This window comes from Okeania sp. SIO2F4 (assembly GCF_010672385.1).
GTDB lineage: Bacteria > Cyanobacteriota > Cyanobacteriia > Cyanobacteriales > Microcoleaceae > Trichodesmium.
Window position 1 is genome coordinate 1 of record NZ_JAAHGT010000020.1, and the last position, 24,766, is coordinate 24,766.

19 protein-coding genes, 2 tRNA genes, 1 rRNA gene and 4 pseudogenes are annotated in these 24,766 nt (G+C 37.6%); 15 read left to right on the plus strand and 11 right to left on the minus strand.

The genetic code is table 11. The annotated features are described in order from the left end of the window. Window positions 1-58: 58 nt before the first annotated feature. Window positions 59-421, plus strand: a pseudogene (locus F6K22_RS01705) (photosystem II q(b) protein); the annotation flags it as partial. A 2-nt stretch (window positions 422-423) separates the two neighbouring features. Here F6K22_RS01705 and F6K22_RS01710 read toward each other — a convergent pair. Continuing rightward, window positions 424-723: pseudogene (locus F6K22_RS01710) on the minus strand (leucyl/phenylalanyl-tRNA--protein transferase); the annotation flags it as partial. A gap of 40 nt (window positions 724-763) precedes the next feature. Here F6K22_RS01710 and F6K22_RS01715 point away from each other — a divergent pair. Continuing rightward, the gene (locus F6K22_RS01715) at window positions 764-1,093 is read left to right on the plus strand and encodes a hypothetical protein (RefSeq protein WP_293092606.1); all 330 of its coding nucleotides are present in this window, start codon (window positions 764-766) and stop codon (window positions 1,091-1,093) included. Between the two features lie 242 nt (window positions 1,094-1,335). Here the strand turns inward: F6K22_RS01715 and rpsN are convergent, their stop codons facing one another. The 4 genes from rpsN to F6K22_RS01735 all read right to left on the minus strand — a co-directional run bounded on the left by rpsN (window position 1,336) and on the right by F6K22_RS01735 (window position 5,119). Then, window positions 1,336-1,638 carry a 30S ribosomal protein S14 gene (gene rpsN / locus F6K22_RS01720; RefSeq protein WP_094671973.1) on the minus strand — a complete coding sequence of 101 codons (303 nt, stop codon included), beginning with the start codon at window positions 1,636-1,638 and terminating at the stop codon, window positions 1,336-1,338. Between the two features lie 273 nt (window positions 1,639-1,911). Then, entirely contained in the window at window positions 1,912-2,565 is a 654-nt protein-coding gene (gene nth / locus F6K22_RS01725; protein WP_293092699.1) for an endonuclease III, read from the minus strand. Window positions 2,566-3,259: 694 nt separating this feature from the next. Then, a complete protein-coding gene (gene rseP / locus F6K22_RS01730; RefSeq protein WP_293092611.1) occupies window positions 3,260-4,354 on the minus strand; it encodes an RIP metalloprotease RseP in 1,095 nt (364 codons plus the stop codon). A gap of 243 nt (window positions 4,355-4,597) precedes the next feature. Then, window positions 4,598-5,119 carry a helix-turn-helix transcriptional regulator gene (locus tag F6K22_RS01735; RefSeq protein ID WP_293092613.1) on the minus strand — a complete coding sequence of 174 codons (522 nt, stop codon included), beginning with the start codon at window positions 5,117-5,119 and terminating at the stop codon, window positions 4,598-4,600. Between the two features lie 161 nt (window positions 5,120-5,280). Here F6K22_RS01735 and F6K22_RS01740 point away from each other — a divergent pair, with 161 nt between their 5' ends. From F6K22_RS01740 to F6K22_RS01760, 5 genes are all read left to right on the plus strand, one after another. Beyond that, window positions 5,281-5,709, plus strand: coding sequence for a hypothetical protein (locus F6K22_RS01740; RefSeq protein WP_293092615.1), 429 nt, complete (start codon window positions 5,281-5,283; stop codon window positions 5,707-5,709). Between the two features lie 19 nt (window positions 5,710-5,728). After that, a complete protein-coding gene (locus F6K22_RS01745; RefSeq protein WP_293092617.1) occupies window positions 5,729-6,070 on the plus strand; it encodes a hypothetical protein in 342 nt (113 codons plus the stop codon). A gap of 22 nt (window positions 6,071-6,092) precedes the next feature. Beyond that, a complete protein-coding gene (locus F6K22_RS01750; protein ID WP_293092619.1) occupies window positions 6,093-6,704 on the plus strand; it encodes a hypothetical protein in 612 nt (203 codons plus the stop codon). Between the two features lie 61 nt (window positions 6,705-6,765). Beyond that, the gene (locus F6K22_RS01755; protein ID WP_293092621.1) at window positions 6,766-7,176 is read left to right on the plus strand and encodes a hypothetical protein; all 411 of its coding nucleotides are present in this window, start codon (window positions 6,766-6,768) and stop codon (window positions 7,174-7,176) included. A 277-nt stretch (window positions 7,177-7,453) separates the two neighbouring features. Further along, entirely contained in the window at window positions 7,454-8,479 is a 1,026-nt protein-coding gene (locus tag F6K22_RS01760; RefSeq protein WP_293092623.1) for an ATP-binding protein, read from the plus strand. Window positions 8,480-9,188: 709 nt separating this feature from the next. Here the strand turns inward: F6K22_RS01760 and F6K22_RS01765 are convergent. Beyond that, window positions 9,189-10,718, minus strand: coding sequence for a YifB family Mg chelatase-like AAA ATPase (locus F6K22_RS01765; protein ID WP_293092625.1), 1,530 nt, complete (start codon window positions 10,716-10,718; stop codon window positions 9,189-9,191). A 48-nt stretch (window positions 10,719-10,766) separates the two neighbouring features. Here F6K22_RS01765 and F6K22_RS01770 point away from each other — a divergent pair, with 48 nt between their 5' ends. From F6K22_RS01770 to F6K22_RS01790, 5 genes and pseudogenes are all read left to right on the plus strand, one after another. Beyond that, entirely contained in the window at window positions 10,767-11,114 is a 348-nt protein-coding gene (locus F6K22_RS01770; RefSeq protein WP_293092627.1) for a histidine triad nucleotide-binding protein, read from the plus strand. Window positions 11,115-11,460: 346 nt separating this feature from the next. Beyond that, window positions 11,461-12,420, plus strand: a pseudogene (gene psbA / locus F6K22_RS01775) (photosystem II q(b) protein); the annotation flags it as partial. Beyond that, a pseudogene (locus F6K22_RS01780) lies at window positions 12,416-12,544 on the plus strand (D-glycero-beta-D-manno-heptose 1-phosphate adenylyltransferase); the annotation flags it as partial. The pseudogenes psbA and F6K22_RS01780, both read left to right, overlap by 5 nt. Before the next feature lie 50 nt (window positions 12,545-12,594). Further along, a complete protein-coding gene (locus F6K22_RS01785; RefSeq protein ID WP_293092629.1) occupies window positions 12,595-13,317 on the plus strand; it encodes a GUN4 domain-containing protein in 723 nt (240 codons plus the stop codon). Between the two features lie 242 nt (window positions 13,318-13,559). Then, the gene (locus F6K22_RS01790) at window positions 13,560-14,048 is read left to right on the plus strand and encodes a GNAT family N-acetyltransferase (RefSeq protein ID WP_293092631.1); all 489 of its coding nucleotides are present in this window, start codon (window positions 13,560-13,562) and stop codon (window positions 14,046-14,048) included. A 625-nt stretch (window positions 14,049-14,673) separates the two neighbouring features. On the opposite strand, the gene F6K22_RS01795 is transcribed toward F6K22_RS01790, so the two are convergent. From F6K22_RS01795 to F6K22_RS01815, 5 genes are all read right to left on the minus strand, one after another. Continuing rightward, window positions 14,674-15,681: a ferredoxin family protein gene (locus tag F6K22_RS01795; protein ID WP_293092633.1), complete on the minus strand. Its 1,008-nt coding sequence runs from the start codon at window positions 15,679-15,681 to the stop codon at window positions 14,674-14,676. A 975-nt stretch (window positions 15,682-16,656) separates the two neighbouring features. Beyond that, window positions 16,657-17,814 (minus strand): cupin domain-containing protein, encoded by a 1,158-nt coding sequence (locus F6K22_RS01800; protein ID WP_293092635.1) that lies wholly within the window; start codon window positions 17,812-17,814, stop codon window positions 16,657-16,659. Window positions 17,815-18,968: 1,154 nt separating this feature from the next. Continuing rightward, complete coding sequence (locus F6K22_RS01805) at window positions 18,969-19,163, minus strand: hypothetical protein (RefSeq protein WP_293092636.1); 195 nt, start codon at window positions 19,161-19,163, stop codon at window positions 18,969-18,971. Window positions 19,164-20,220: 1,057 nt separating this feature from the next. Continuing rightward, on the minus strand, window positions 20,221-21,564 hold the full coding sequence (locus tag F6K22_RS01810) for a TRAP transporter large permease (protein WP_293092637.1): 1,344 nt from the start codon (window positions 21,562-21,564) through the stop codon (window positions 20,221-20,223). After that, complete coding sequence (locus F6K22_RS01815; RefSeq protein ID WP_293092639.1) at window positions 21,548-22,111, minus strand: TRAP transporter small permease subunit; 564 nt, start codon at window positions 22,109-22,111, stop codon at window positions 21,548-21,550. Before F6K22_RS01815 ends, F6K22_RS01810 begins: the two co-directional genes overlap by 17 nt. A 769-nt stretch (window positions 22,112-22,880) precedes the next feature. On the opposite strand from F6K22_RS01815, the gene F6K22_RS01820 reads away from it, so the two are divergent. The 3 genes from F6K22_RS01820 (at window position 22,881) to F6K22_RS01830 (ending at window position 24,635) form a co-directional block, all read left to right on the plus strand. Then, a 16S ribosomal RNA gene (locus F6K22_RS01820) occupies window positions 22,881-24,354 on the plus strand. A gap of 119 nt (window positions 24,355-24,473) precedes the next feature. Then, a tRNA-Ile gene (locus F6K22_RS01825) sits at window positions 24,474-24,547 on the plus strand. A 15-nt stretch (window positions 24,548-24,562) separates the two neighbouring features. After that, a tRNA-Ala gene (locus F6K22_RS01830) sits at window positions 24,563-24,635 on the plus strand. The last annotated feature ends 131 nt before the right edge of the window (window positions 24,636-24,766 follow it).

Here is a 24,766-nt window from a genome sequence, read left to right on the forward strand (position 1 = left end):
ACATAGGTTAAAACACCTACTTAATCATACTTAACGCTTAACAGCAATTATCTGAACCATGACAACCACCTTACAAAGACGCGAGCGCGCCTCTGCGTGGGAACAGTTCTGTGCATGGATCACCAGCACTGACAACCGTTTATATATCGGTTGGTTCGGTGTATTGATGATTCCTACACTTTTGGCTGCTACCACCTGTTTCATCATCGCTTTCATTGCAGCACCTCCTGTTGACATCGATGGTATCCGCGAGCCTGTTGCAGGTTCTTTAATCTACGGAAACAACATCATCTCTGGTGCTGTTGTACCTTCTTCTAACGCTATCGGTTTGCACTTCTACCCCATCTGGGAAGCAGCTTCCTTAGATGAGTGGTTGTACAACGGTGGTCCTTACCAGTTGGTATGTTTCCACTTCCTAATTNTAGCATATCCTGCTTTATTTAAAGCTTTGTAAATCTGTTTGAGTTCCCCAGATATCCAGGTTGTTTCTCGATCTGCACAACCCTCAACCACAGCTTCAAAATCTTGATTAACAGCAACAGTAAAACGATTTTGATTAATTGCACGACGCAAAGACCGTGGATAGCGAAATCTTTCATCTAAAGGAATCAAGGCCCGCTTACGACTACCATACCACCCCAAACTATTCTCTCCATCATTTGCCATGAGGAAGTAGCCTTGAGCATATCCTTGTATGATTGACCCAATATCATATTCTATCATGGAATTACGATTAACGATTTATAATATAAACTTTAGAATTATGGCTGAACCAATCAAAGCAATTACCTTACCAACAGCACAAAATCCCCAACAAGAAGGCCAATGGTTAAAAATTTCCTTACATAAATGGCTCGATCAAGAGTTTATTCCCGAAAAAGTGAACGAAGATATTGCCAACAGAGCGGCCCAAATCTTTGTTCGCCACCGCATGGAAGGGGAAAATGATTTAGGTTCATTAGTAATTGCCATTATTACAGAAATGCAAGCCTTTGATTTTTCCCAGAGTTTTTATGGGGAATTTGCGATCGCCAATGCTGTTAGTGACTTACTATTAGATAGTCTCGGAATAGAACGTTGTTGTGGACAATAGAAAATTTCGACGTTTCAGTTTATTGCTTTAGGGAAATTTTTTGTGGAATTGGGGGTTTGGAGGAGGTTTGGAGGGCAGTTTCATTCTACTAAAACCCTTCGCGAAAATGAGTGTGTGAGCTGTGGGTAAGTCGGGGGTATTGAAAGATTAAACGCGCAAACAGTTAATTTAACCCTCTCCCCTCTCTCCCCTCTCTCCCCTCTCTCCCCCCTCTCCCCTCTCTTCCCCCTCTCCTGTATAAACTACCAGCTAGACTTCACAACCCCTGGCAATAAACCTTCATGGGCCATTTCTCGGATAACATTACGAGAAAGTCCAAAATCCCGATAATACCCTCTGGGACGTCCAGTTAACCAACAACGATTTCTAACACGATTAGGAGCGCTGTTACGAGGTAATCTCTGAAGTTTACGATGGAGTTCTATTTTCTCCTCTAAATCTTCTGCCTCCATGAATTGCTGTTTTAGTTCTTCACGTTTCTCAGCATATTTTTCTACTAATTTTTTGCGTTTTTTCTCACGCTCGATCATGCTCTTTTTAGCCATGATGAATTACTTTATTCCTCCAAAATAATTGGTACAGCGCTACGCGCAAGTCAGAAGTCAGAAGTCAGAAGTCAGAAGTTATCTCTGACTTAGTTTTTTCTGCGGAAATGCTGCGCAAACAACATTTAGCAATGTCCTAACCTTTGCTTCAACTGCGATATCTTTAATTTTAGGTTATTTTCCCAACCTCCTAGAATACCATAAAATTCCTTGTTTTAGGAAGTAGGGATTAGAAACTAGAACAGATGACTCTTGACTTCTGACTTTATTAAGTTACTCTTTTGTGAAGATACATAAATCAGCTAATAAACATTTATCACAGGCAGGATTTTTGGCTTTACAAACTGCCCGACCATGATAAATTAATCGTATTGACCAATTTTCCCAATCAGGTTGAGGTATCAACCGCATTAAATCTCGCTCAATTTTAATTGGGTCAGAATGTTCAGTTAAACCCAACCGTTGACTCAACCGTTTAACGTGGGTATCTACCGTCACCCCGACAATAATTCCATAAGCATGAGCTAAAACAACATTAGCTGTTTTCCTCGCTACTCCAGGTAATTGTAAAAGTTGTTCCATCTGCTTTGGTACCTGAGAGTTAAACTTCTCAATAATCATTTGGCAAGCAGCTTTAATATTTTTAGCTTTATTGCGATAAAATCCTGTAGAACGGACTAAATTTTCCAGTTCTTCAATATCTGCATTTGCCAGTGCTACAGCATCGGGAAATTTTTGAAATAGAGCAGGCGTAACTTTATTGACTCGTTCATCAGTACATTGAGCGGAAAGAATAGTAGCTACAAGTAACTGAACAGGGGTTTCATAAGTAAGAGTACAAGTAGCATCTGGATAGAGACCTTTTAGACGAAGAAGTAATTCTAGCGATCGCTGTCGTTTCAGTGAAAATTTACGAGTTGTTACCATTGTGAGGAAGGAAGAAGGAAGATGGAAAGAAGGAAGAAGTAGTGGTCTATCAATCACACAGGACTTACGCACGCGAAACCTGGTTTTTAGAGATAAATCGTTGTTTTTAACAATTAACATTGACGAAAAAACCCGGTTTCTGGGTTCCCCTGCGTAAGTCCTGTCACAGCTAATTTTGTGCAAAATTGTAATTTAGGTTGGGTTTCAGTTAAAACACTGCATTAGGGAGTAGGGGAGTAGGGTAGGGACGTTGCATACAACGTCCGTACGGGATAAAGATTGTTGTTGGGTTACTCCTGCAAAGAAGCAAGCTACGTCCCTCAACCCAACCTACATCTATTGCAACATTTAAGATGAAACAGTCGAGTAGTAGACTGACACAGCTAAGTTTGCATTAGGTTTTTTCGTCTCGCACCCCATCCTCCCATCGCGCCATCACCCCATCCCCCCATTTTCTAATGCACTATTTAAGGTGTGTCGGTCTAGTAGGGTGCGTTATACGGCTTAAATTTAGACTATGAAAGGAATTCAGGAATCCGTCGCCGGGCACCATTTTAGATGTTTCAATCCATTAGAGGGCGTTATACTACCAAAATTTAAGCTGTGAAACACATTTAACAATCTATGGAAGGCAGCATTTGACAAAATACTCAAAACCTTACCAACCAAAATTTTTAACTTTTAACTTCCACACTTATCTCTGGAATATTGAACGCACCCCATCCAAATTAGCAGTATCCCGAATAATGAGAAACACTCCTAAACCTAATAACAATACCAAACCAGTCTGCATCACATTTTCTTGCACGCGAAGTGGTAAAGGTTTACCTCTAACTCCCTCAATTGCCAAAAATGCTAACTGACCCCCATCTAAAGCAGGCAAAGGCAAAATATTAATCACTGCCAAATTAATACTAATTAATGCAGCAAACCTAAACAATTCGACCACATTATCCTCAGCAATTTTTGCTCCCATGTCTACAATAGCAACAGGTCCTGCTAATTTCCCTGCTGTCTGACCGAAATTACTTATCAGCTGCCAAAAACCCTGAAGTGTCAAGACAACAATTCTTTGAAATTCTTCAGCACCAATACTAAAAACTTCAATTATATTATTAGTGCGGTTTCTTACTATTTCTCCATTGGAAATTAGTTGCACACCGATGCGACCTTTGCCATCATTTCCCAATTCCGGTGTGACTTCAAGAAATAATTTTTCTCCGTCACGCTGAATTTCCATCTCCAAAGTTTTATTAGCATTATTTTGAATAGTTTCTACCAAAGTGCTAATAGCTTCTTTGTTCGCACCTAATTGTTGATTACCAACTGACAAAATAATATCATTTGCCTTAATACCTGCTTGAGCAGCAGCAGAACTAACACTTGTAGCAACTTCTGGAACTTTCACCCCAGGAGCATAGTTAAAATCTGCTACACCAATAATACCCACTTGAGCAACTAACAGAAAATAAGCAAATATGAGATTAGCAATTACTCCAGCACTGAGAACGATCGCTCTGTCTAGAATGGGGCGGTTGCGTAAGAGGTCTGGATCGTCTTTAGGTATAGAGCTATCTGGGTCATCATCAGGAAAACCGACAAAACCTCCCAAGGGAAAACCTCGAAGTGCATATTCAGTTTGTGGCCCTTGGTATTTCCAGATTATCGGGCCAAAGCCGATAGAAAAACGGTTAACATGGATGTTTTGGAGTCGAGCAGCCAGAAAGTGGCCTAACTCGTGAACTACAATTAACATACCTAAAACTGCGATCGCTAAGAATACGGACATAAGTTATTCCTATTAAATTTCCTATTATAAACAGTTAATTTTTTATTATAAATGAATTTTTCTAAAGTTGAGGATATAACTACTTTGATTGATTTTGTGGGTTAGTCAAATGAATTTCCTGGGTTTCAGAGTAAGCAGGTAAATTTAATAGGACTTACGCACCTGCAAGGTATTTTTGTCATTGCGACCGACTCTGAAGCAATCTCAAATCCTAGTTTTTCCTAACTCATGCGTAAGTCTTGTTTAATATTTTTCAGATAAATCTCTAGCAATATCTTTAGGAATCATATCATCACTTAAGCCAAAGTTTTCTACTGATATTCCCTCAGATTTTAAAGTGGGTATCCGTAAGTTAAAAGCAATCACTAATTGATTATTTTCAATGTTGATATTAGTTACATTAACTACACTTTTTTCTGTTAACAAACTATCAAGTGGTACTTGAGGAGATGACCGACATCTATATCCATCTATTTCCAACCATTCAGAAATATTTCTCCAATTTTCAATTCTGCGATCGCACCTATCGACTAAACTTTTGACGTATCTATATATGGTTGCACATAAGTCAGTTTCTACACCTTTAGGATTTTTGCCTAGTTTTTCAGCAATTTCTCCGGGACTGTAGCCACAAAGTAAACCTCGTAGATGTAACTTTTCAGTAGGGGTAAGACGCTTTCCCTTAGCTGAAGCGAGGTCTGTATATAGGGTTTCTAAGTCCCAATTTTGGGCTGCTTCAGCAAATTGTTTGTCAATGGAGGCCATAATTAGATAGTTATCCAAAATTCCTGATGTAATTCTAATATCAGTTCTAAGTTTTATCAGTTTTATTCTAAGATTAGTTAAGTTATTTTGGGTATAAATAGACACTTTAAATCAAAGTGACTTGAGTAATCACTGATAATTGTTAGTGGAGTAACTAATTAATGGCTTGGGATATTTTAATACAAGCTGCTGCTGGACTTCTTCTCGGAGCTGCTGCTGTTTATGCTTTTGGTGCAATTGTTGAAGCTCTTGAGAGAGCTTTTGCTAATGTGTGGGAACAATTTGTTGGCGGGATTAAACAGATATGGGGCTATGTAACAGAAGCTACTAAATATTATTTGGCTTTAGTAGCTCAATTCTTAGACAATAACTGGCCGGAGATTGAATCTTATCTAAGACAAGAATTTGGCTATCGTAGCGAGTGGTTGCTAGCAGTCTTCAGGGATGGGTTGGATGTAATAGTTGCATTTGTAGATCCAAAACGCTCAGATATGCAGCCAGTTATGATTTCTTTAAAACCTTTAGAAGACCAAGATGTTCAGTTGCCAACAGTGCAAAACAAACCGATAGTTGCTGTCTTAAGTAGTTAGTTAATAGGAGGTAAAATAAATGGGTTTTTTTACATGGTTTGGTAGTCTAATAGATCAGTTTTTAGACTGGTTAGGGGAAGTCTTTAGACGCTTTATTGAAGCTTTGGTTTATGCTCTGCAAAAAATTTGGGAAACGATAGTAGCTGCTGCTCTAATAACAGCTTTTGGATATGTAGCAACCTTATACGTTATTTTTTATGCTGGTGCAGTTCTTGGGGAAACAATAATGGAAATTTGGGACCCCAGATATGCAAATAGCAAACCTTCAGAAGTTTTCAAACTAGGGCAAGCACCTCAAAGCTCTCCTTTGCCCAAAAAACGTTCAGAAGCAAAAAAACTGAAACTAGAAAATTGGTATTAATTCTCAAAAGGAGTCAATAATTATGTCACGAATACCTGCTGAAAAAATTTATCTAGAAATTGGTTTTCGTTCTCCAGAAACCTATGGAAATTTAAAGACTATTGAATTGTTAGGAGTTCCTGGGGAAAGATTAAATAATGGCGAATGTGTTGTTGGTAATAAAACAAAAAATTTCTTTGATACATTAATCGTCAGAGAGCTATTTCGTCAAAGTCGTTTCTTGCCTAATTGCAATTTTGAGTACCTCAAAATATGGTTGTATGATACTGAAATAGGAAACAATGAAAGAGGGTATAGTGTTCCCACACTTGATAGAGGTGATTTAGAAATTGAGTCTAATATTCCAGATTCTAAGTTAGAACGAATTTATGTTCTAGATAATGAGTTAACTGGTCAAGAATACCAAAGTTGGAGAAGAAATGCTGAAAATCTTTTCAACCCTTTATTTAGAAAATTTATGGCACCACCAGAATTATCATCATTTTCAACTGAAGAATCAATAGCTAACAATCCTTTGATTCAGTTATTTAAGCCAATTGTAGAAGTAATAGACAAAACAAATGAAACTATCGACAAATATGCCAAAATGAAGCAAAGTCTATTTTTTAATGCTTTGATTATTCAGATAGATTGACTATTGAAATATAGAGAAAGCTAGTTGTTAATTTGAAGTAAAAATTTAGAGGTAGTTATCAATGCCACGAAGCGATCCGCCTAGAGATAGAGAATCACAGTTCCGCCAATATAGTCAGGATAATTCTATGCCAAAAAGAAATAGGAGAAATTTTTTTAATTCCTTGAGTGAATTTTTGGGTGGTAATAGAAGTTCTACAACTGAAATGTTGTATAGAAAATTGGAGCCAATCTGGGATACAAATATTGCTCCAGTTTTAATTGAATCATTTGGTAAAGGAACAACTTTATATTTGATACTTTACTTGGGAAATTCTCATAAACTGATTTTGGAAGTGTGGGACCCAAAACACGTTGAAAGCAAACCATCTCAGGTGTTTAAATTATCAGGAATAACTGATAATGATATTAATAATTTTCCCAAAGATAGGTCAAAAGCTAGAATAATGACTTTGGAAAATTGGCATGACTAAGGGACTAGCAAAAAAAATAGACTATCAGCTAATCTATAGAGTAGAGATTGCTTCGGCTAGCTTAACTATTCTTAATTGAGGTTGAGTCTAATATCACCGCCTCGCAATGACAGCCACGAGCCTTTTTCTCCACTAATAATTGGTACTTTATTAAGTTGCAAATCCCTAATTTACCGACTTAAATTTCAGTAAACAATGAATAAACAGAGTTCAATCAGAGTAATTTATTTGGAGTCTAACTGTTAGTTTAAACTTATAAATTAAAGGAAAAATTTTCATGCCAAGATTTGATAAAATAGGAGCATTTAGACAAGCAGCAGGAGAAAAAAACACCTCGACTAATAATGGTGTTAATGATACTCTAAACTATAAAAATGATCGATCTAGTGATTCAGAAAAACCAGAATCAAGTATAGATTTTACCCCCTATCTAAGAGAACCAAAATATACTCTTGAAGATGTTATTTTGCCTCAAACAACTAAAAATAAAATAGACTTAATTTTAGCAGAAATTGAGCATCATGATTTAATCTATAACGAGTGGGGAATGGGTGAAAAACACAAGTTGGATACAGCTCTTTCCATTAATTTTTCTGGTCCCCCTGGAACAGGAAAAACCTTGACTGCTGAAGCACTTGCTCATGCGCTAAAACTGAAAATTTTAGTTGTTCCTTATCAGCAACTTGAATCTAAATATGTTGGTGAAACACCAAAGAATATTGCTAAAGCATTTGAATTTGCTACTAGCAATAATGCAGTTTTATTCTTTGATGAAGCAGATTCTTTTTTAGGTAAACGTTTAGAAAATGTGACTCAAGCAACGGACACTGCAGTTAATTTGACTCGTAGTGTGATGTTGATGCAACTTTCCTCTTACGAAGGAATCGTTATTTTCGCAACTAATTTAATTCGCAACTACGATCCAGCTTTTATTAGCAGAATACGATGGAAAACTCAATTTGATTTACCTGATGAAGAGGCAAGAGCAAAAATTTGGCAAGCTCAAATTCCTGCTAAACTTCCATTAGATGAAAACTCAGTAGATTTTTATGAACTTGCGAAACAGTTTGATGAAATATCTGGTAGAGACATCAAAAATGCTGTGTTCAAAGCTGTAGTTGCTGCTGCTAGGGAAGACAAACCCAAAGAACAAAAATGTGTTACTCAATCTCACTTTGCTCAGGCAATAACTGAGATTATTGAAGCTAATAAAGCAGCATCAAAAAAGGAAGTAAAATTAACGCCTGTTGATGGTACGGTAGAATTACCTCCTCCACAAACAAATGGAGAAAATGATAGTTAAACCATGAAACTTTAGGGATATTTACAAGCCATCGCTCTTCCACCTCACTAAACAAATGAAGAGCGATCGCCAAACCCCAAATCTTATTAAATACTCTGGTCAGTAATAATATTGTAGGTTGGGTTAAGCGACAGCGCAACCCAACAAAAACCAGTATTCTTGCATAGTAATGGTAGATAGGAACAAGCAATACCCAGTGCGGACAGGATGCCCGCGAATACGGGAGACAGATGCTCCCACTGCCCTCCCTTGTAACAAAAATAATTACCAGGACTAAAGCCACGCATATTAAATTATACACAATATGTAGGGGTTAACGGCCGTTAACCCCTACTAGATAGCGGTGCGACCCCGCGACGACGCCAGTCGCAAGGGAACGCGCACCAAGAGATGGTGGCTCTGCGTAAGTCCTGATTACAATGGACGACCATTACAATGCACTACCACCCAAAAACCTAACTTGTAGGGTTCTTTTCCTTAGAAAAACTACATCAGCTCATTTTTTATTAATATCAAATCCAGATAATTAATTATTGTAGTCATTGCGACTGGAACGGAGTGGAAGGAAGCAATCTCATGGGTGCGCGGAGATTGCTTCCGCTTCGTCGCTGCGGACGACTGTTCAACCGGATTCTATATCAAGGTGAAGTACGATATATATGATGTTGGGTTTCGTTCCTCAACCCAACCTACAAAGCTATGTCATCAATTACTGCATTCTATCAATTGTCCGATACTGAATTGCCTCACCAACATAACTAGGTTTCAACTCCTCATCCCCCGCTAAATCAGCAATAGTCCGCGCCACTTTCAATATCCGATCGCTCGCCCTCGCTGACAACCCCAATTTCCCGATCGCCCCCTCCAACAAATTCCGACTACTATCATCCAACTGACACCACTTCCGAAAATGACGACTTTGCATCTGCGCATTACAACTTAAACCAACTTCATCCCGAAACCGATGTCGAGCGCGATCGCGTGCTTCCCTCACCCTTTCCCTCACATCTACCGAACTTTCCCCAGTTTCCTGTCTCGTAATTTCCTCCGGTTTCAACCGACTCACCATCACCTGTAAATCTATCCTATCCATCAACGGACCCGATAACTTCCCCCAATATTGCTCCCGTTGTCGTGGCGAACAAGTACATGGTTGAATGGGGTCGCCATAATAACCGCACGGACAAGGGTTTGTACTCGCCACCAAAGTAAATTGAGCGGGAAATTCTACCGATAGTCGGGTGCGAGATATTGTTACCACCCCATCTTCCAAGGGTTGACGCAAATATTCTAAAACATTGCGATTAAATTCCGTTAACTCATCTAAAAATAATACCCCTCTGTGAGATAAAGAAATTTCCCCCGGTCGCGGAAAACTGCCTCCACCCACCAAAGAAGGTCCCGATGCCGAATGATGGGGAGCACGAAACGGGCGATCGCTCACCAAACTCCCCCGGTCTTTCAACAACCCCGCTACCGAATAAATTTGAGTCACTTCTAACGCCTCCTCAAAACTCAAGGGAGGTAAAATTCCTGGTAAACGTCGCGCCAACATTGTTTTCCCACTGCCAGGAGGTCCGACAAAAATTAAATTATGCCCGCCCGCAGCAGCTATTTCCAGAGCGCGACGGGCATGATTTTGTCCTTTAACTTCTTTTAAATCTAAACCTGTAAACCCTTGTTTTGCCAAAATCTCAGCAGTATCTATTTCGACAGGAGAAAAACTATTAGGATTATTCAAAAAATCAGTTACATTAAATATATTATCAAATCCATAAACCGATAACCCCTTCACCACCGCTGCTTCCTTAGCATTAGCAGCAGGCACAACTAAACCAGTAATTCCCATTTTTTGGGCAGCAGCAGCAATAGGTAAAACTCCGGCAACTGGTCGCAAACTACCATCAAGAGAAACTTCTCCTAAAAATAGATGGTCTCCCAGTAAGTCGGCCTTCACCTGATCCGAGGCAGCCAAAATTCCTATACTAATAGGTAAGTCAAAACTAGGGCCTTCTTTGCGTAAATCTCCAGGGGTGAGATTAATCAAAATTTTCCGCATGGGGAAGGCATAACCACAATTTTTTAGGGTCGCTTTGACTCTTTCTTTTGACTCTTGAACTGCTGCATCTGGCAATCCCACAACGACAATTTTTGGGAGGCCCCCAGATACATCGACTTCTACACCGACTTTTACGGCCTCAATACCAATTATTGATGCACTCCAGACTCTAGCTAACATATTCTTATATTCTTAGATTTGTATAGTTAGTTCTTTATAAATAGATAAATGAGCGAACAAGAAACTATTTTCAGTAAAATTATCCAGCGCGAGATTCCCGCGGATATTGTTTATGAGGATGATATGGCCTTGGCTTTCAGAGATATCAATCCTCAAGCCCCCATTCATATCCTGGTGATTCCGAAAAAGCCTATTCCCAAGTTAGCCGATGCTGTACCTGAAGACCATGCTTTAATGGGACATTTGTTGCTGACTGCAAAGCGCATCGCAGAAGAACAAGGACTACAAAATGGCTATCGTGTGGTGATTAATAATGGCGCAGAAGCTGGCCAAACAGTATTTCATCTACATCTTCATATTCTTGGGGGTCGTCAAATGCAGTGGCCTCCTGGCTAATTTAATGTAGAGTGTGGGAAGTGTGGGAAGTGTGGGATGAATTATATAGTCAGGACTTACGCATGAGGTACGAAAAACTAGGATTTGAGATTGCTTAAGAGTCGGTCGCAATGACGAAAATACCTTGCAGGTGCGTAAGTCCTAATAGTGTTTCTCTTATCTTCTACTCCCCTACTCCCCTACTCCCTACTCCCTATTCCCTATTCCCATAAGTCTAACTTATTAAAAAATTCCAACATACTTTTCTTAAAACCCTTTACAAAACTAAATTAGATGATTAATATAGTAAACAAGGTAGCAAAAGCGCTACCGAGAACCTTGAAAAATACATAGCAATTATTATCACATGACTACAACCTTACAACAGCGCGAAAGCGCTAACGTATGGGAGAGGTTCTGTAGCTGGGTAACTAGCACAGACAACCGTATTTACATCGGCTGGTTCGGTGTATTAATGATCCCTACTCTCCTAACTGCTACTATCTGCTACATCATCGCTTTCGTAGCAGCTCCTCCTGTAGACATCGATGGTATCCGCGAACCCGTTGCTGGTTCCTTACTCTACGGAAACAACATCATTTCCGGTGCAGTAGTACCTTCCTCCAACGCGATTGGTCTACACTTCTATCCCATCTGGGAAGCAGCTAGCTTAGATGAGTGGCTCTACAACGGTGGCCCTTACCAGCTAGTAATTTTCCACTTCCTCATTGGCGTATTCTGCTACATGGGTCGTGAGTGGGAATTATCCTACCGCTTAGGTATGCGTCCTTGGATCTGTGTTGCTTACTCTGCTCCAGTAGCAGCAGCAACAGCAGTATTCTTAATCTATCCTATCGGTCAAGGTAGTTTCTCTGATGGAATGCCTTTAGGAATATCTGGTACATTCAACTTCATGTTAGTGTTCCAAGCAGAGCACAACATCTTAATGCACCCATTCCACATGCTAGGTGTAGCAGGTGTATTCGGTGGTTCATTATTTAGTGCAATGCACGGAAGCTTGGTAACTTCTTCCTTAGTACGTGAAACAACAGAAACTGAGTCTCAGAACTACGGTTACAAGTTCGGTCAAGAAGAAGAAACTTACAACATCGTAGCAGCTCACGGCTACTTCGGTCGTCTAATCTTCCAATATGCTTCATTCAACAACAGCCGTTCCTTGCACTTCTTCTTAGGTGCATGGCCAGTAGTAGGAATTTGGTTCACAGCATTAGGTGTGAGTACAATGGCCTTCAACTTAAACGGTTTCAACTTCAACCAGTCCATCATCGATTCTAGTGGTCGTGTGGTAAATACTTGGGCAGATTTATTCTATTGAAACATTACCTGAAGCTCCAAAAGTTAAAGGTTATGGTGGTAAAATTTCTTTAGTTCAAATAGAAGTTCCGACTTCTACTAGTGCAATTATTAATCGTATTTTACACCATCAATAAATAATTATAATTCTCAATTCATTCCAAGCATTGAAATACACAATAATTTTATGACAGAATCAAAGATTAATTCTACAGAAAACGCTTCATTGAATATATCTGAACTGCAATCTCAATTAGAATCTGGTTCTGAAAAAAAACAGTTACAGGTAATTCCTAGTTTGGCAGAAACAGGAGGGCAGGGTTTAGATATTCTCATGGAATTTTTGCAAAACAAAAAATCAGATTCACCTACTGTAGTTGAGGGAAAAATCTATCAAGTTTTGCGTCAAGTAAATTCATCGAAAGTTGATGAATTTATACAGAAACATTTTCCCCTAGGAGTTGTGCCAATCAATTCAGGATCTAATATTGATTATAGTCACTTACAAATAAAATTAGCTCATCAAGATTTTTTAGAAGCTGATAAATTAACTATGCAAAAATTGTGTGAGTTAGCAGGAGAAGCGGCAACACAAAGAAAGTGGCTTTATTTTTCAGAGGTAGATAGTATTCCCATTCCAGATCTGCAAACTATTAATACTATGTGGTTAGTTTATTCAGAAGGAAAATTTGGCTATTCTGTACAGAGAGAAATTTGGCTAGGAGTAGGCAAAAACTGGGATAAGTTACTACCAAAAATAGGCTGGAAAAATGGTAATACTTGGACAAGATATCCTAATGAATTTACTTGGAATTTGACTGCGCCGCAAGGTCATCTACCTCTATCTAATTTACTGCGTGGGGTGCGTATGTTTTCTTCTTTGTTATCTCATCCTGCTTGGTCTAAGTAGGGTTTGCTGAAAAACTCATAGTTATGGTTGAAGGTAGGGAAGAGTTTGACTATTGTTTAACTCCATTGCTTTTCTACTTTATCTTCTATCTATGCCATTAGTTTTGATACTATAAAAGTTGATTTCTTGCACTTGTTCAATGTTGAATAATTTTTGCTAATCTAGATTGCTAATGGTTTTAGTTTTCTTGCGCAAGCCATAAATAAAAACAGGAATTACCTCTAATTAATTACGATTTAAAAATGCCAGTATTTAAGATTTGCTTAATTCAAAGCCAACCAGAAAAAGAGGAAATGTATTATCAACGTTGGTTAGTGTTAAGAAAACCGATAGATATGGAAAGAGGAACAGAAAAAGATGAGTATGATGATTATGCTCTACATTTTATTGCTGTTTGTGAGGAACAAATTATTGGTTCAGCTAGATTGCGAGAATTATCTACAGGTATAGGAAGTATTGCATATCTTGCTGTTTTACCTGAATTTCAATCTCAGGGAGTGGGTACAGCTTTAATTCAAAAAATTATTGAAATTGCTAAACAGAAACAGCTAACATCTTTGAGAGTTATGTCTCGTATCAATTCTTCTAAATTTTATGAAAAAATCGGTTTTAGAGGCACTGGTCAGCCATTTAAATTTTTAGGAATATCCCACCAATTTATGCTCCTTAACTTACCTTATTCTAAGAATTTATTAGGTAGAGCTTTAATTCAAAAAAACTTGGAAAATTAGTAACGAGAAGCAACTAAAATTTTTGATAGTAATCTCTCATATAGCAATCCTATTTTATTTGTGTATAAAAATATTACTGCCCTTAGGGAACAGTGAACAGGGAATAGGAAACAGGTGGGAGTTTCAGTTTTTTTATCTACTTTTTGATTACTCGCAACCTATGCGCGGATTGCTATATCAATGATTATAAATTTTCTCAAAGATATAGGTTTGAGAGAGATTCGTCAGCCATTTTAGTTTTGATAAATACCAAATCAATTTATGTTCTTCAAATGTAAACATTCATTTGAGAGAGATTCGTCAGCCATTTTAGTTTTGATAAATACCAAATCAATTTATGTTCTTCAAATGTAAACATTCAGCCGTCAGCTATCAGCTATAAGTTATTAACTGATTATCTTGTTAGGAGGAATTAGTCTCCAAGGAGAATTAAAAGTTATGTTTGCGCACCATTCCGCTTAGGAGGAATTAGTCTCCAAGGAGAATTAAAAGTTATGTTTACGCACCATTCCGCAGGAAAGAAAAAGGCGATCGGCTAACCTTAGTCATTGCTTGGTTATTTCAAAAGCTGTTTGGGTACTATTCCGCAGAATAAAATTGAATGCTAATAGCTGAATGCTTACCTTCAACTTACCTTCTTCTGAGAATTTATCAACATTTTTTCAGAAGTTTTATTCTCAATTTTGAAGCTAAGATGGTTGACATAATACTTGATAAATTCTGACTGTTTAGAAGCATCACAAGAACCCTTAAGGTGGATAGTTTTAGTTTCATCTTTGACTAATTTAGCTTGACAAATATATTGATAACCATCTGGTTTAAGCACACCTAATTGAGCTTTAATTAATGTTTTATCGGAATTTATCTCCAAATTTAAAAGGTTAATTTTATACTCAAACCATTCCCAACCGTGGCGGAAGATAAGTTCTCTTTCCAAGACTTGAATACAAGTTGGTAAAATTCCCCAACCTCGATACACTCGGTTTAATAATTCAATATTTTCAGTTCTTAGCAAAATTGCTTGAAAAGATTCTTGATTAAGCAAGCCATAATATCTACCATCAGGAAAGTCAATTATAGTAGGTGCAAATCTATGACCACCAAAGTGACTTGCTTTCCAAATTCTTGTATTTTTTAAACCTAATTGAGAAATAGTTTTTTTAGCTTCCGTATAAAACGGATTACCATATTTAGCACAACACTTATCATGGCTACCATGAGTACAAACTAATATATCTCTTGTTCGAGGATTTTGAGTCTTAGTATCTAAATTATCCCCCGCTAAATATTTTTGAATAATTGGAGCTATTTTTTCAGGATGGTCTACGTCAAACTCATATTTTTTATAACCATTGATAAATGAGCTTTGCTCTTTTTCATAGATTAAAATCTTTCTGTTATTTTGCCTGTAATTTTGATTTTGAGTAATCAGTAAAAATCTGAGAGACAATTTAGCTCTATTGACTTCTGTCATCAAAATCTCTAAGTTTTTCGGGAGAAAACGAGATTCAAAAGCATTATATTCCCAAGGGTAAGGACACTCTATCAAAATATAGACTGAATAATTCGTACCACTTCCAATAATATCTTCATCTGCTTTTCGGCAAGCATCAGCACAAAAAAATGTATTCATGTTTAAGCTCCAGATTTTACAAAAACAATTCTTTTATTCACTAATTTCAATAACATTGGCATCATGTTTGTTTACAAGTCATAGTCAGATAGGCAATTTATTACATCTTTAATCCAGTAAATGTTTCTCAATTAAACAAGTTTTTAACTAGATATTCTGCCACTTCTTTAATAGATACTTCTTTACCAGAAACTATAATTTTATATTCATCATATTCATCTCCTTAATAAACATCACTGCCCAAAAATCTCTTCATATTTAAACCCCTGGTTCTACAAAAATAACTCTTTCACTGACTAACCTAGATAACATCGGCATAATATCTATTTCCCAGTCATAGTCTGGCAGCCAATTTCTGACATCTTTTCGAGTAAATGTTTCTCTACTAAACTCGAATATATAATTCTTTAGTGGAAACTAGATTTTTATATTCATCATATTCATCTCCTTTTTCTGACATCTTTTCGAGTAAATGTTTCTCGACCAAACTCAATACATAATTCTTTAGTGGAAACTAGAGTTTGATATTCATAATATTCACCTCCTTAATAAACATCACTGCCCAAAAATCTCTTCATATTTAGACCCCTGGTTCTACAAAAATAACTCTTTCACTGACTAACCTGGATAACATTGGTATAATATCTATTTCCTAGTCATAATCCGGCAGACAATTTCTGACATCTTTTCGAGTAAATGTTTCTCCACTAAACTCGAAAATAAACATCAGCAGAAAAAAATGTATTCATGTTTCAACTCCAGATTCTACAAAAATAACTCTTTCACTGACTAACTTTAATAACATCGGCATAATATCTATTTCCCAGTCATAGTCCGGCAGACAATTTCTGACATCTTTTCCAGTAAATGTTTCTCTACCAAACTCAATACATAATTCTTTGGTGGAAACTAGAGTTTGATATTCATAATATTCACCTCCTTAATAAACATCACTGCCCAAAAATCTCTTCATATTTAAACTCCTGGTTCTACAAAAATAACTCTTTCACTGACTAACCTGGATAACAGGGGCATAATATCTATTTCCCAGTCATAGTCTGGCAGCAAATTTCTGACATCTTTTCCAGTAAATGTTTCTTGACTAAATAAATTTTTTACTAAATATTCTGGCACTCCTCGAATAGATACTTCTTTACCAGAAACTAAAATTTTATATCCATCTTCATCAGCCATTTGTAAAATTTTTAAACGTTGAAACTGAGAAATTTTAAACTTAGTTTCAACACCATTATCAAAAATATTAAATCCAGCTTGATATGGCAAACTATATGCCTCAACAGGTTTTCCTAAACCATCCAAGTAGTTATTATATTCTTCACTAATATTATGATTATTTATATACCCTTCTAAGTCTTGAATTAAATTTTCTACATCAAGATTAAACGAAGTCTCATCTATTCTTAAAGGTAGACTTTTTCTCCACTCTTCTTTGTGTTGTAATTGACCAATTAACCATTCCAATAAATCGACACCTGTTCGAGAGTGAATACCTAAAGTAAGATGAATAGATGGTTCTTCTTTTGTCACTGCATAATGCCAATGTCCGCGAGGTATATAAAGTACATCTCCTGGATGTAAAATACAACTCAAATATGCTTCTTCTTCGGGTGGTACAAAAGAAGATGATTTTTGGTTTGGTAATGGATATTTGAACGTGTCAGTATAGACATACCATTGCTTACTTCCTTCTACTTGCAAAATAAATACATCGTGAGTATCGTAGTGCTTAGAAAATCCTTTTTTACTAGACCAAGAACAATAAGCATTGACTTGAGTTGGGTATCCTAATTCATAGCTAAGTTTTGAAGCAAATAGAGAAACTTCTGGAACCCTTTTATGGATTTGGTCTAGGATTAAGGTTGCACCTTTCTCACACCATTGGGTAAGATTTCTATTTTCCTTTCCCTCCAGAACTTTTCCATCAAATGCAAGGCGCAAATCGGGATATTCTATTTGATGAAAGTTCAATAGATGGTTGAGTTTGTCCCATGAAAATAGGTCTGTAAAATTTTTGTGTCCTTTACTAGAGATAGCGATCGCTTTTCTAGTCCAGTTATTTTCTAGAAATTCTTCTTGGTCTAATGGTTGTATTAAATTTGTTAGACATGACATAATCGAGAATTTTTTCTATTAATTTTTGAGATTTATAGGATAATACAGTTAAGTTAAGAATTTTTTCTAGCAAATTATATATTTGTCAAAGCTTATCTTTACCTTACCTGTCTATCAAATAAATTTTGTTGTCAACTAAACTTTATTGTTTTATATGTGGGTTTATTCACGAATTCTTAACTTTATTATATTAACTGATACCTTAATTATATTAAATCTGCTTAATTTCGGTATAAAAAAATGACAACCTCAACAATTGCCAAATCTTTCTAAATTCTCTTCCGTCCTAACTCCGTGCCTACTGACTACTTATCTAATTATACCGATGCTACCTGATTTGATATTAGCGGAGATACTCGATTGCCATAAGCAAGTAATTATTTTGATTTTTTGTCTCTGGCATTAAATAAACCTCAAAACTACTACTATTATTACTTTTATCTAATTAGCTAGAGTTTCATCTTCTGATATTTGTATGTCAGTATATTTATCAATAAAGGGGAAAAGCTTTTAGCATCATATATTTTCAGTTATCACCTGTTCAGACTTGCATGGCTAGTTAAGATTACGAATAATAGTAATTCTTAACCTAGCTAAAAATTTAAGATAAAAATTCAAACACTTAAATTTTTTCACTATATTACTAGGTGAGTTTATTCAGGAATTATTTGAAATAATTAATCACCATAAGTAAGAAATTATTTGGATTTTTTTGTAGTCCTAAATATCTAAGTGTATTAGTTGGTAAATTCCCTTTATTGTCAAAAAGTAAGTTACCAGCATCATTACTCCTTTACGAGTACCTAGTTTTTGTCTCTGGCATTAAATAAATCTCAAAACTACTACTATTATTGTTTTTATACAATTAGTTAGAGTTTTACATTCTGAGATTTGTATGTCAGAGTATTTAAGCACCTGAATAAAATTATTTACAAATTCGATCCTTATTGAATATTGAATGGGGATTTCAGTAAAATATTTGTGTAATTAATTCTGTATGCCTTCTTATAAATAAAGGGGTAAAGCTTTTACCATCATATTTTTCAGTTGTCACCTGTTCAGACTTACATGGCTAGTTAAGATAGGAATAATAGGTAACTCTTAACCCCCCTAAACATTTAAGACAAAAATTAAAATACTTAAATGTTTAACTATTAGTGATGACGGTCACCACCATCTGAGTCAAAGTGACGGTCGCCACCATCTGAGTCAAAGTTGCGGTCGCCACCATCTGAGTCAAAATTTAATCCTGTTTCCCAGTTTTTGCCTAGTGAATTTTGTAGAATATCTTTTACCTCTACCTGAATTTTACTAGGCCGAGCTTGCTGAACATCAAATTCTTTTGACATACTAATATCTCCCAGTTGAACTAAATTTGTCTTGAATAACTTCCTATAAACTGAAGTTGAGAATTAGTATATATTAAATTCCTTAATTTATGCAATAGTTGAGAAAATTTTTTAATAATTTTAGCTTATATAGCTTATAGTCAAGAGTTGGTAAAAATACCTCATACTAAGTTTAACCCATTTTTGCTACTAACTTTGGTCGTAATCATAATTCAGTAGTAAAAACTGAAAAAGTTTAGAAGAATAAATTCTAATAAAATAAATACTTAAAGTTATACTGAGTCTGGTTCAAAAAAATGTATTTGTCAAATCTCTAGTTATCAGGCATGAGAAAAACTTTTACTTTTTTGCATTCTCTCAATAACAAAAATAGGGAACTAAGAATTAGGTAGTGGGAAATTAGAGAAAACCCTCATATTTAATATTTCTCTATTGCTAAATCAAGATATCCCTTAACTACTCAAGTAGTCTAATGTAGGAGCATTTTCTCAGACTCAAATTATACCAATTTGAGGAAAGAATACTAAACTTAGGTGAAACTTTAATTAGGGTTTGCTGATTAAATATCAAAGCATTGACGGATAAAGGTTTGAGCAATTTTAGATCGGGAAAAAGTACCAGCTTTTCGGTTAAATGAGCTGAAAAACTGAGCATTTTGGGGTAACGCGAGGCAGAAAAATTAAGGGACTATTCTTCTGACTAACTACTCTATAACTCCCCTAACTCCTGACTCCGTACTCCTGATTTCTGAGAACTCCCCCTTAGTAAAAGACTTATTCAGTAAACCCTAATTATTAAGTAATTAACACGGGTTGAATAACCTTTTTGATAATTATTAGCCAGGAGCGTGTTAATTATTTATGTTTTTACTTCTCCCTCACTCTCCTACTCAAGAAAGTGTAGAAAAGTTTTTGATAAATGGTATTATTTAGGTGGATTTAGTTCTTAATTTATAGATACTTAGTAATCAAGTTAAACCTAGTAAAGTTTTAGAGAGTTGGTATATATTTTATATAAGAATTTATATAAAATTTCTCAATATTTTTGGATCAAACCTTTATCCACTCAATGAGGGTAGGAAATTAACAATGCCAGGAAAAGTAATAATCAGCACTAAAACCAATAACTGAAGTAGAATAAACTGAATAGCGCCTCTATATATTTGACCAGTAGTAACTTCTGAAGGTGCTACACCCCGCAAGTAAAACAGGGCAAAACCAAAGGGAGGCGTTAAAAAAGATGCTTGAAGATTAGCCCCCAAAATCACACCATACCAAACTAAGTCAATACCAAGTTGTTGAGCAACAGGTACAAATAAAGGTACAACAATAAAAGCAATCTCAAAAAAGTCAATAAAAAAACCAAGAAAAAAAACTATTGCCATACTGACAACTAAAAAACCAGTCGTACCACCAGGAAGATTAGAAAGTAAATCAAACATAAAGCGATCGCCTTCCACTCCCCGAAAAACCAAACTAAAAGCAGTTGACCCCAAAAGTATAAACATCACCATAGTAGTTGTGCGGAGAGTCACATCACATACATTTCTTAAGGAAGTCCAACTAAATTTACCCTTAACAATAGCAAGAGCGATCGCCCCCACACATCCCACAGCACCTGCTTCTGTCGGTGTAGCAATACCAAAAAATATACTACCCAGAACCAATAAAATTAACAGTAATGGTGGAATCATTACTGTTAGCACCCTAAACCCTAGATTTCTACCTCCAATATTTCGTACTTCTGGTGGTAAAGCTGGAGCCAAGTCTGGTCGTATAAAAGAAACAATCAAAACATGAAGAGCAAAAGTTCCTGCCATCATTAGACCAGGCAAAATAGAACCAATAAACAGGTCGCCAACAGAAATTCCCAGTTGGTCTGCCAATACTACCAAAACCACACTAGGGGGAATAATCTGACCTAAAGTCCCCGATGCCACAATTACACCTGTAGCCAACTCTTTATTATACCCATACCGCAACATAATAGGTAAAGAAATTAACCCCATTGCCACTACCGTAGCAGCAACCACACCAGTAGTAGCAGCTAAAAGAGCGCCTACAATAACAACAGCTAGAGCTAAACCACCTCTAACTCGACCAAACAATATTCCCATAGTTTCCAGCAGTTGTTCTGCAATGCCAGATTTTTCTAACATTGCCCCCATAAAAATAAAGTAGGGTATAGCCAACAAAGTATAGTTAGCCATAATACCAAAAATTCTTTGGGGCATTGCAGTCAGAAATATAGGGTCAAAAACTCTTAAACCAATACCTATTAAACCAAAGATTATTGCTACTCCACCTAGGGAAAAAGCTACAGGATAACCAAAAGAAAGTAAAACCAATGCTCCTGCAAACATTGATGGACCAAGAAATTCAGATTCAAAACTCAGACTCATTAGACTCCTGACGGGGGGATAATTTAGATTTACCTGCAAAGACTACTAAATAATTTTTAATTGCTTCAGAAATTCCTTGAAGAAATAATAATACGAAGCTAACTATAATCATTGTTTTGATTGGGTAACGGGGTAATCCACCAGGGTCAGGAGAAGTTTCAAGGATAGCCCAAGAATTTACAACAGCACCCCAGGAAACTATCACTACAATAATGCTGAAAGGGATTAAAAACAATATTGTACCAATTAGGTTAACCAGAGCTTTTCTTTTCGGACTCCAATTAGTATAAAAAATGTCCACACGGACGTGTTCATTATGTTTTAGAGAATAAGCTCCACCTAGGAGAAAAACCAGGTCAAAAATATACCACTGAATTTCTATAAAAGCGTTGGAAGTTAAATTTTGACCAATGCTCCTACCCAGATAGCGTCCAATCACATTCCAAACACCAACTAAGACCATTAGTATAACTAACCAGTAAGTCAAACGTCCAATTAGCTCATTCAAGCGATCGATCATTCGAGACAAACTTAGGAGTATTTGCAATATTTCTCCTCCTGTGGGTTGAAAATTAAGGCTATGGACATTTGATTTAGCTTCAGTTAGTTAATTTTATCAAAACGTTGGCAGAATACTTGGCATATCCTTTAAAGGGAACGTCAGGATGAATGCCAGTTAATATTACGCTTCTACTAGCAATTTGATCGTATACATAAGCTGGCCAAGCTAAGATAAATAACAGTTAAATAAAGTCTGTGAAGTAACTATAAGAGTCGAAAGAGTTTCGTCATTGTAGTTAGGTTCTATATATAAAGAAGAAAACCTAACTCGTAAGTCTTCGGAATCTCATAATCGTCTCTAATCAGAATACCCTATGGAGCATAAGGGTCTAAAAATATATATCCAAAACCTTAAATAAAAAAGGGACATCTTGTTGAATGATTTTTCTGGCTGCCAATTTTTTTTTTATAAATTTCTAATTCATCAAAACCTTACTAGGTAATACATATAGACGTTACCTACCAACCTGAAAATCCTGTTTTGAGAAAAAAATGTAGAAAAGGGGTTGACACATCAAGGTAGAGTTGCTAGATTAATAAATGTGCCGGAGAGAGAAACGAACACAAACGAATCTCAAACCAAGCGCCTGAACCTAGACAACTCAATAGTTTGAAAGTTTAACAGCACTACTTCTAAAGTCCTTGTTATAAGTAAATTATTTAGGACAAAGAAATATACTTCTGAGTCCTAAGATACATAAAAAACATCTCTAAGTCAATAGACAAAGAGAAAAAAAACAAAGAGTCAAACAAACATCATGGAGAGTTTGATCCTGGCTCAGGATGAACGCTGGCGGTCTGCTTAACACATGCAAGTCGAACGGGCTCTTCGGAGCTAGTGGCGGACGGGTGAGTAACGCGTGAGAATCTGCCTTCAGGTCTAAACGACTGCTAATACCCAATATGCCGAAAGGTGAAAATTTTTTGCCTGGAGATGAGCTCGCGTCTGATTAGCTAGTTGGTGGGGTAAAAGCTTACCAAGGCAACGATCAGTAGCTGGTCTGAGAGGATGAGCAGCCACACTGGGACTGAGACACGGCCCAGACTCCTACGGGAGGCAGCAGTGGGGAATTTTCCGCAATGGGCGAAAGCCTGACGGAGCAAGACCGCGTGGGGGAGGAAGGCTCTAGGGTTGTAAACCCCTTTTCTTTGGGAAGAAGTTCTGACGGTACCAAAGGAATCAGCCTCGGCTAACTCCGTGCCAGCAGCCGCGGTAATACGGAGGAGGCAAGCGTTATCCGGAATGATTGGGCGTAAAGCGTCCGCAGGTGGCCATGTAAGTCTGCTGTCAAAACCCAGGGCTCAACTCTGGTCAGGCAGTGGAAACTACAAAGCTAGAGTTCGGTAGGGGCAAAGGGAATTCCCGGTGTAGCGGTGAAATGCGTAGATATCGGGAAGAACATCGGTGGCGAAAGCGCTTTGCTAGACCGAAACTGACACTCAGGGACGAAAGCTAGGGGAGCGAATGGGATTAGATACCCCAGTAGTCCTAGCCGTAAACGATGGATACTAGGTGTTGCCTGTATCGACCCAGGCAGTGCCGTAGCTAACGCGTTAAGTATCCCGCCTGGGGAGTACGCACGCAAGTGTGAAACTCAAAGGAATTGACGGGGGCCCGCACAAGCGGTGGAGTATGTGGTTTAATTCGATGCAACGCGAAGAACCTTACCAGGGCTTGACATGTCGCGAATCTCGGTGAAAGCTGAGAGTGCCTTCGGGAGCGCGAACACAGGTGGTGCATGGCTGTCGTCAGCTCGTGTCGTGAGATGTTGGGTTAAGTCCCGCAACGAGCGCAACCCTCGTCTTTAGTTGCCATCATTAAGTTGGGCACTCTGAAGGGACTGCCGGTGACAAACCGGAGGAAGGTGGGGATGACGTCAAGTCAGCATGCCCCTTACGTCCTGGGCTACACACGTACTACAATGGTTGGGACAGAGGGTAGCGAACCCGCGAGGGGAAGCCAATCCCCAAAACCCAGCCTCAGTTCAGATTGCAGGCTGCAACTCGCCTGCATGAAGGAGGAATCGCTAGTAATCGCAGGTCAGCATACTGCGGTGAATCCGTTCCCGGGCCTTGTACACACCGCCCGTCACACCATGGAAGTTGGCCACGCCCGAAGTCATTACTCTAACCCTTTATGGGAGGGGGATGCCGAAGGTAGGGCTGATGACTGGGGTGAAGTCGTAACAAGGTAGCCGTACCGGAAGGTGTGGCTGGATCACCTCCTTTTTAGGGAGACCAACCAACTCAACACAGAAAAAGTATATGTGTTGTGATTGGAGAACCCTGGTCGAGCAAGGAAAAAAAGTCAAGTTAAGCTTTCAAACTAGAGGTTAGGTTCGGTTCACGGGCTATTAGCTCAGATGGTTAGAGCGCACCCCTGATAAGGGTGAGGTCTCTGGTTCAAGTCCAGAATGGCCCACCTAACCGAAAATAAGGGGGTATAGCTCAGTTGGTAGAGCACTGCCTTTGCAAGGCAGGAGTCAGCGGTTCGAGTCCGCTTACCTCCAGGTAGGAGGAAAACCACAGAACTCAGCAACAAGACCTGAATAAATCAAGTCATGCTGCTGGTCATCTAAAAGTCCAGTAAGAACCTTGAAAACTGCATAGTCAAAAGAAGTCAAAGTAACTGAACCAGAGG

Bases quoted from the DNA above. Each gene is read 5' to 3' on its own strand.
- F6K22_RS01715 (WP_293092606.1), top strand. From the start codon at position 764: ATGGCTGAACCAATCAAAGCAATTACCTTACCAACAGCACAAAATCCC.
- rpsN (WP_094671973.1), bottom strand. From the start codon at position 1,638: ATGGCTAAAAAGAGCATGATCGAGCGTGAGAAAAAACGCAAAAAATTA.
- nth (WP_293092699.1), bottom strand. From the start codon at position 2,565: ATGGTAACAACTCGTAAATTTTCACTGAAACGACAGCGATCGCTAGAA.
- rseP (WP_293092611.1), bottom strand. From the start codon at position 4,354: ATGTCCGTATTCTTAGCGATCGCAGTTTTAGGTATGTTAATTGTAGTT.
- F6K22_RS01735 (WP_293092613.1), bottom strand. From the start codon at position 5,119: ATGGCCTCCATTGACAAACAATTTGCTGAAGCAGCCCAAAATTGGGAC.
- F6K22_RS01740 (WP_293092615.1), top strand. From the start codon at position 5,281: ATGGCTTGGGATATTTTAATACAAGCTGCTGCTGGACTTCTTCTCGGA.
- F6K22_RS01745 (WP_293092617.1), top strand. From the start codon at position 5,729: ATGGGTTTTTTTACATGGTTTGGTAGTCTAATAGATCAGTTTTTAGAC.
- F6K22_RS01750 (WP_293092619.1), top strand. From the start codon at position 6,093: ATGTCACGAATACCTGCTGAAAAAATTTATCTAGAAATTGGTTTTCGT.
- F6K22_RS01755 (WP_293092621.1), top strand. From the start codon at position 6,766: ATGCCACGAAGCGATCCGCCTAGAGATAGAGAATCACAGTTCCGCCAA.
- F6K22_RS01760 (WP_293092623.1), top strand. From the start codon at position 7,454: ATGCCAAGATTTGATAAAATAGGAGCATTTAGACAAGCAGCAGGAGAA.
- F6K22_RS01765 (WP_293092625.1), bottom strand. From the start codon at position 10,718: ATGTTAGCTAGAGTCTGGAGTGCATCAATAATTGGTATTGAGGCCGTA.
- F6K22_RS01770 (WP_293092627.1), top strand. From the start codon at position 10,767: ATGAGCGAACAAGAAACTATTTTCAGTAAAATTATCCAGCGCGAGATT.
- F6K22_RS01785 (WP_293092629.1), top strand. From the start codon at position 12,595: ATGACAGAATCAAAGATTAATTCTACAGAAAACGCTTCATTGAATATA.
- F6K22_RS01790 (WP_293092631.1), top strand. From the start codon at position 13,560: ATGCCAGTATTTAAGATTTGCTTAATTCAAAGCCAACCAGAAAAAGAG.
- F6K22_RS01795 (WP_293092633.1), bottom strand. From the start codon at position 15,681: ATGAATACATTTTTTTGTGCTGATGCTTGCCGAAAAGCAGATGAAGAT.
- F6K22_RS01800 (WP_293092635.1), bottom strand. From the start codon at position 17,814: ATGTCATGTCTAACAAATTTAATACAACCATTAGACCAAGAAGAATTT.
- F6K22_RS01805 (WP_293092636.1), bottom strand. From the start codon at position 19,163: ATGTCAAAAGAATTTGATGTTCAGCAAGCTCGGCCTAGTAAAATTCAG.
- F6K22_RS01810 (WP_293092637.1), bottom strand. From the start codon at position 21,564: ATGAGTCTGAGTTTTGAATCTGAATTTCTTGGTCCATCAATGTTTGCA.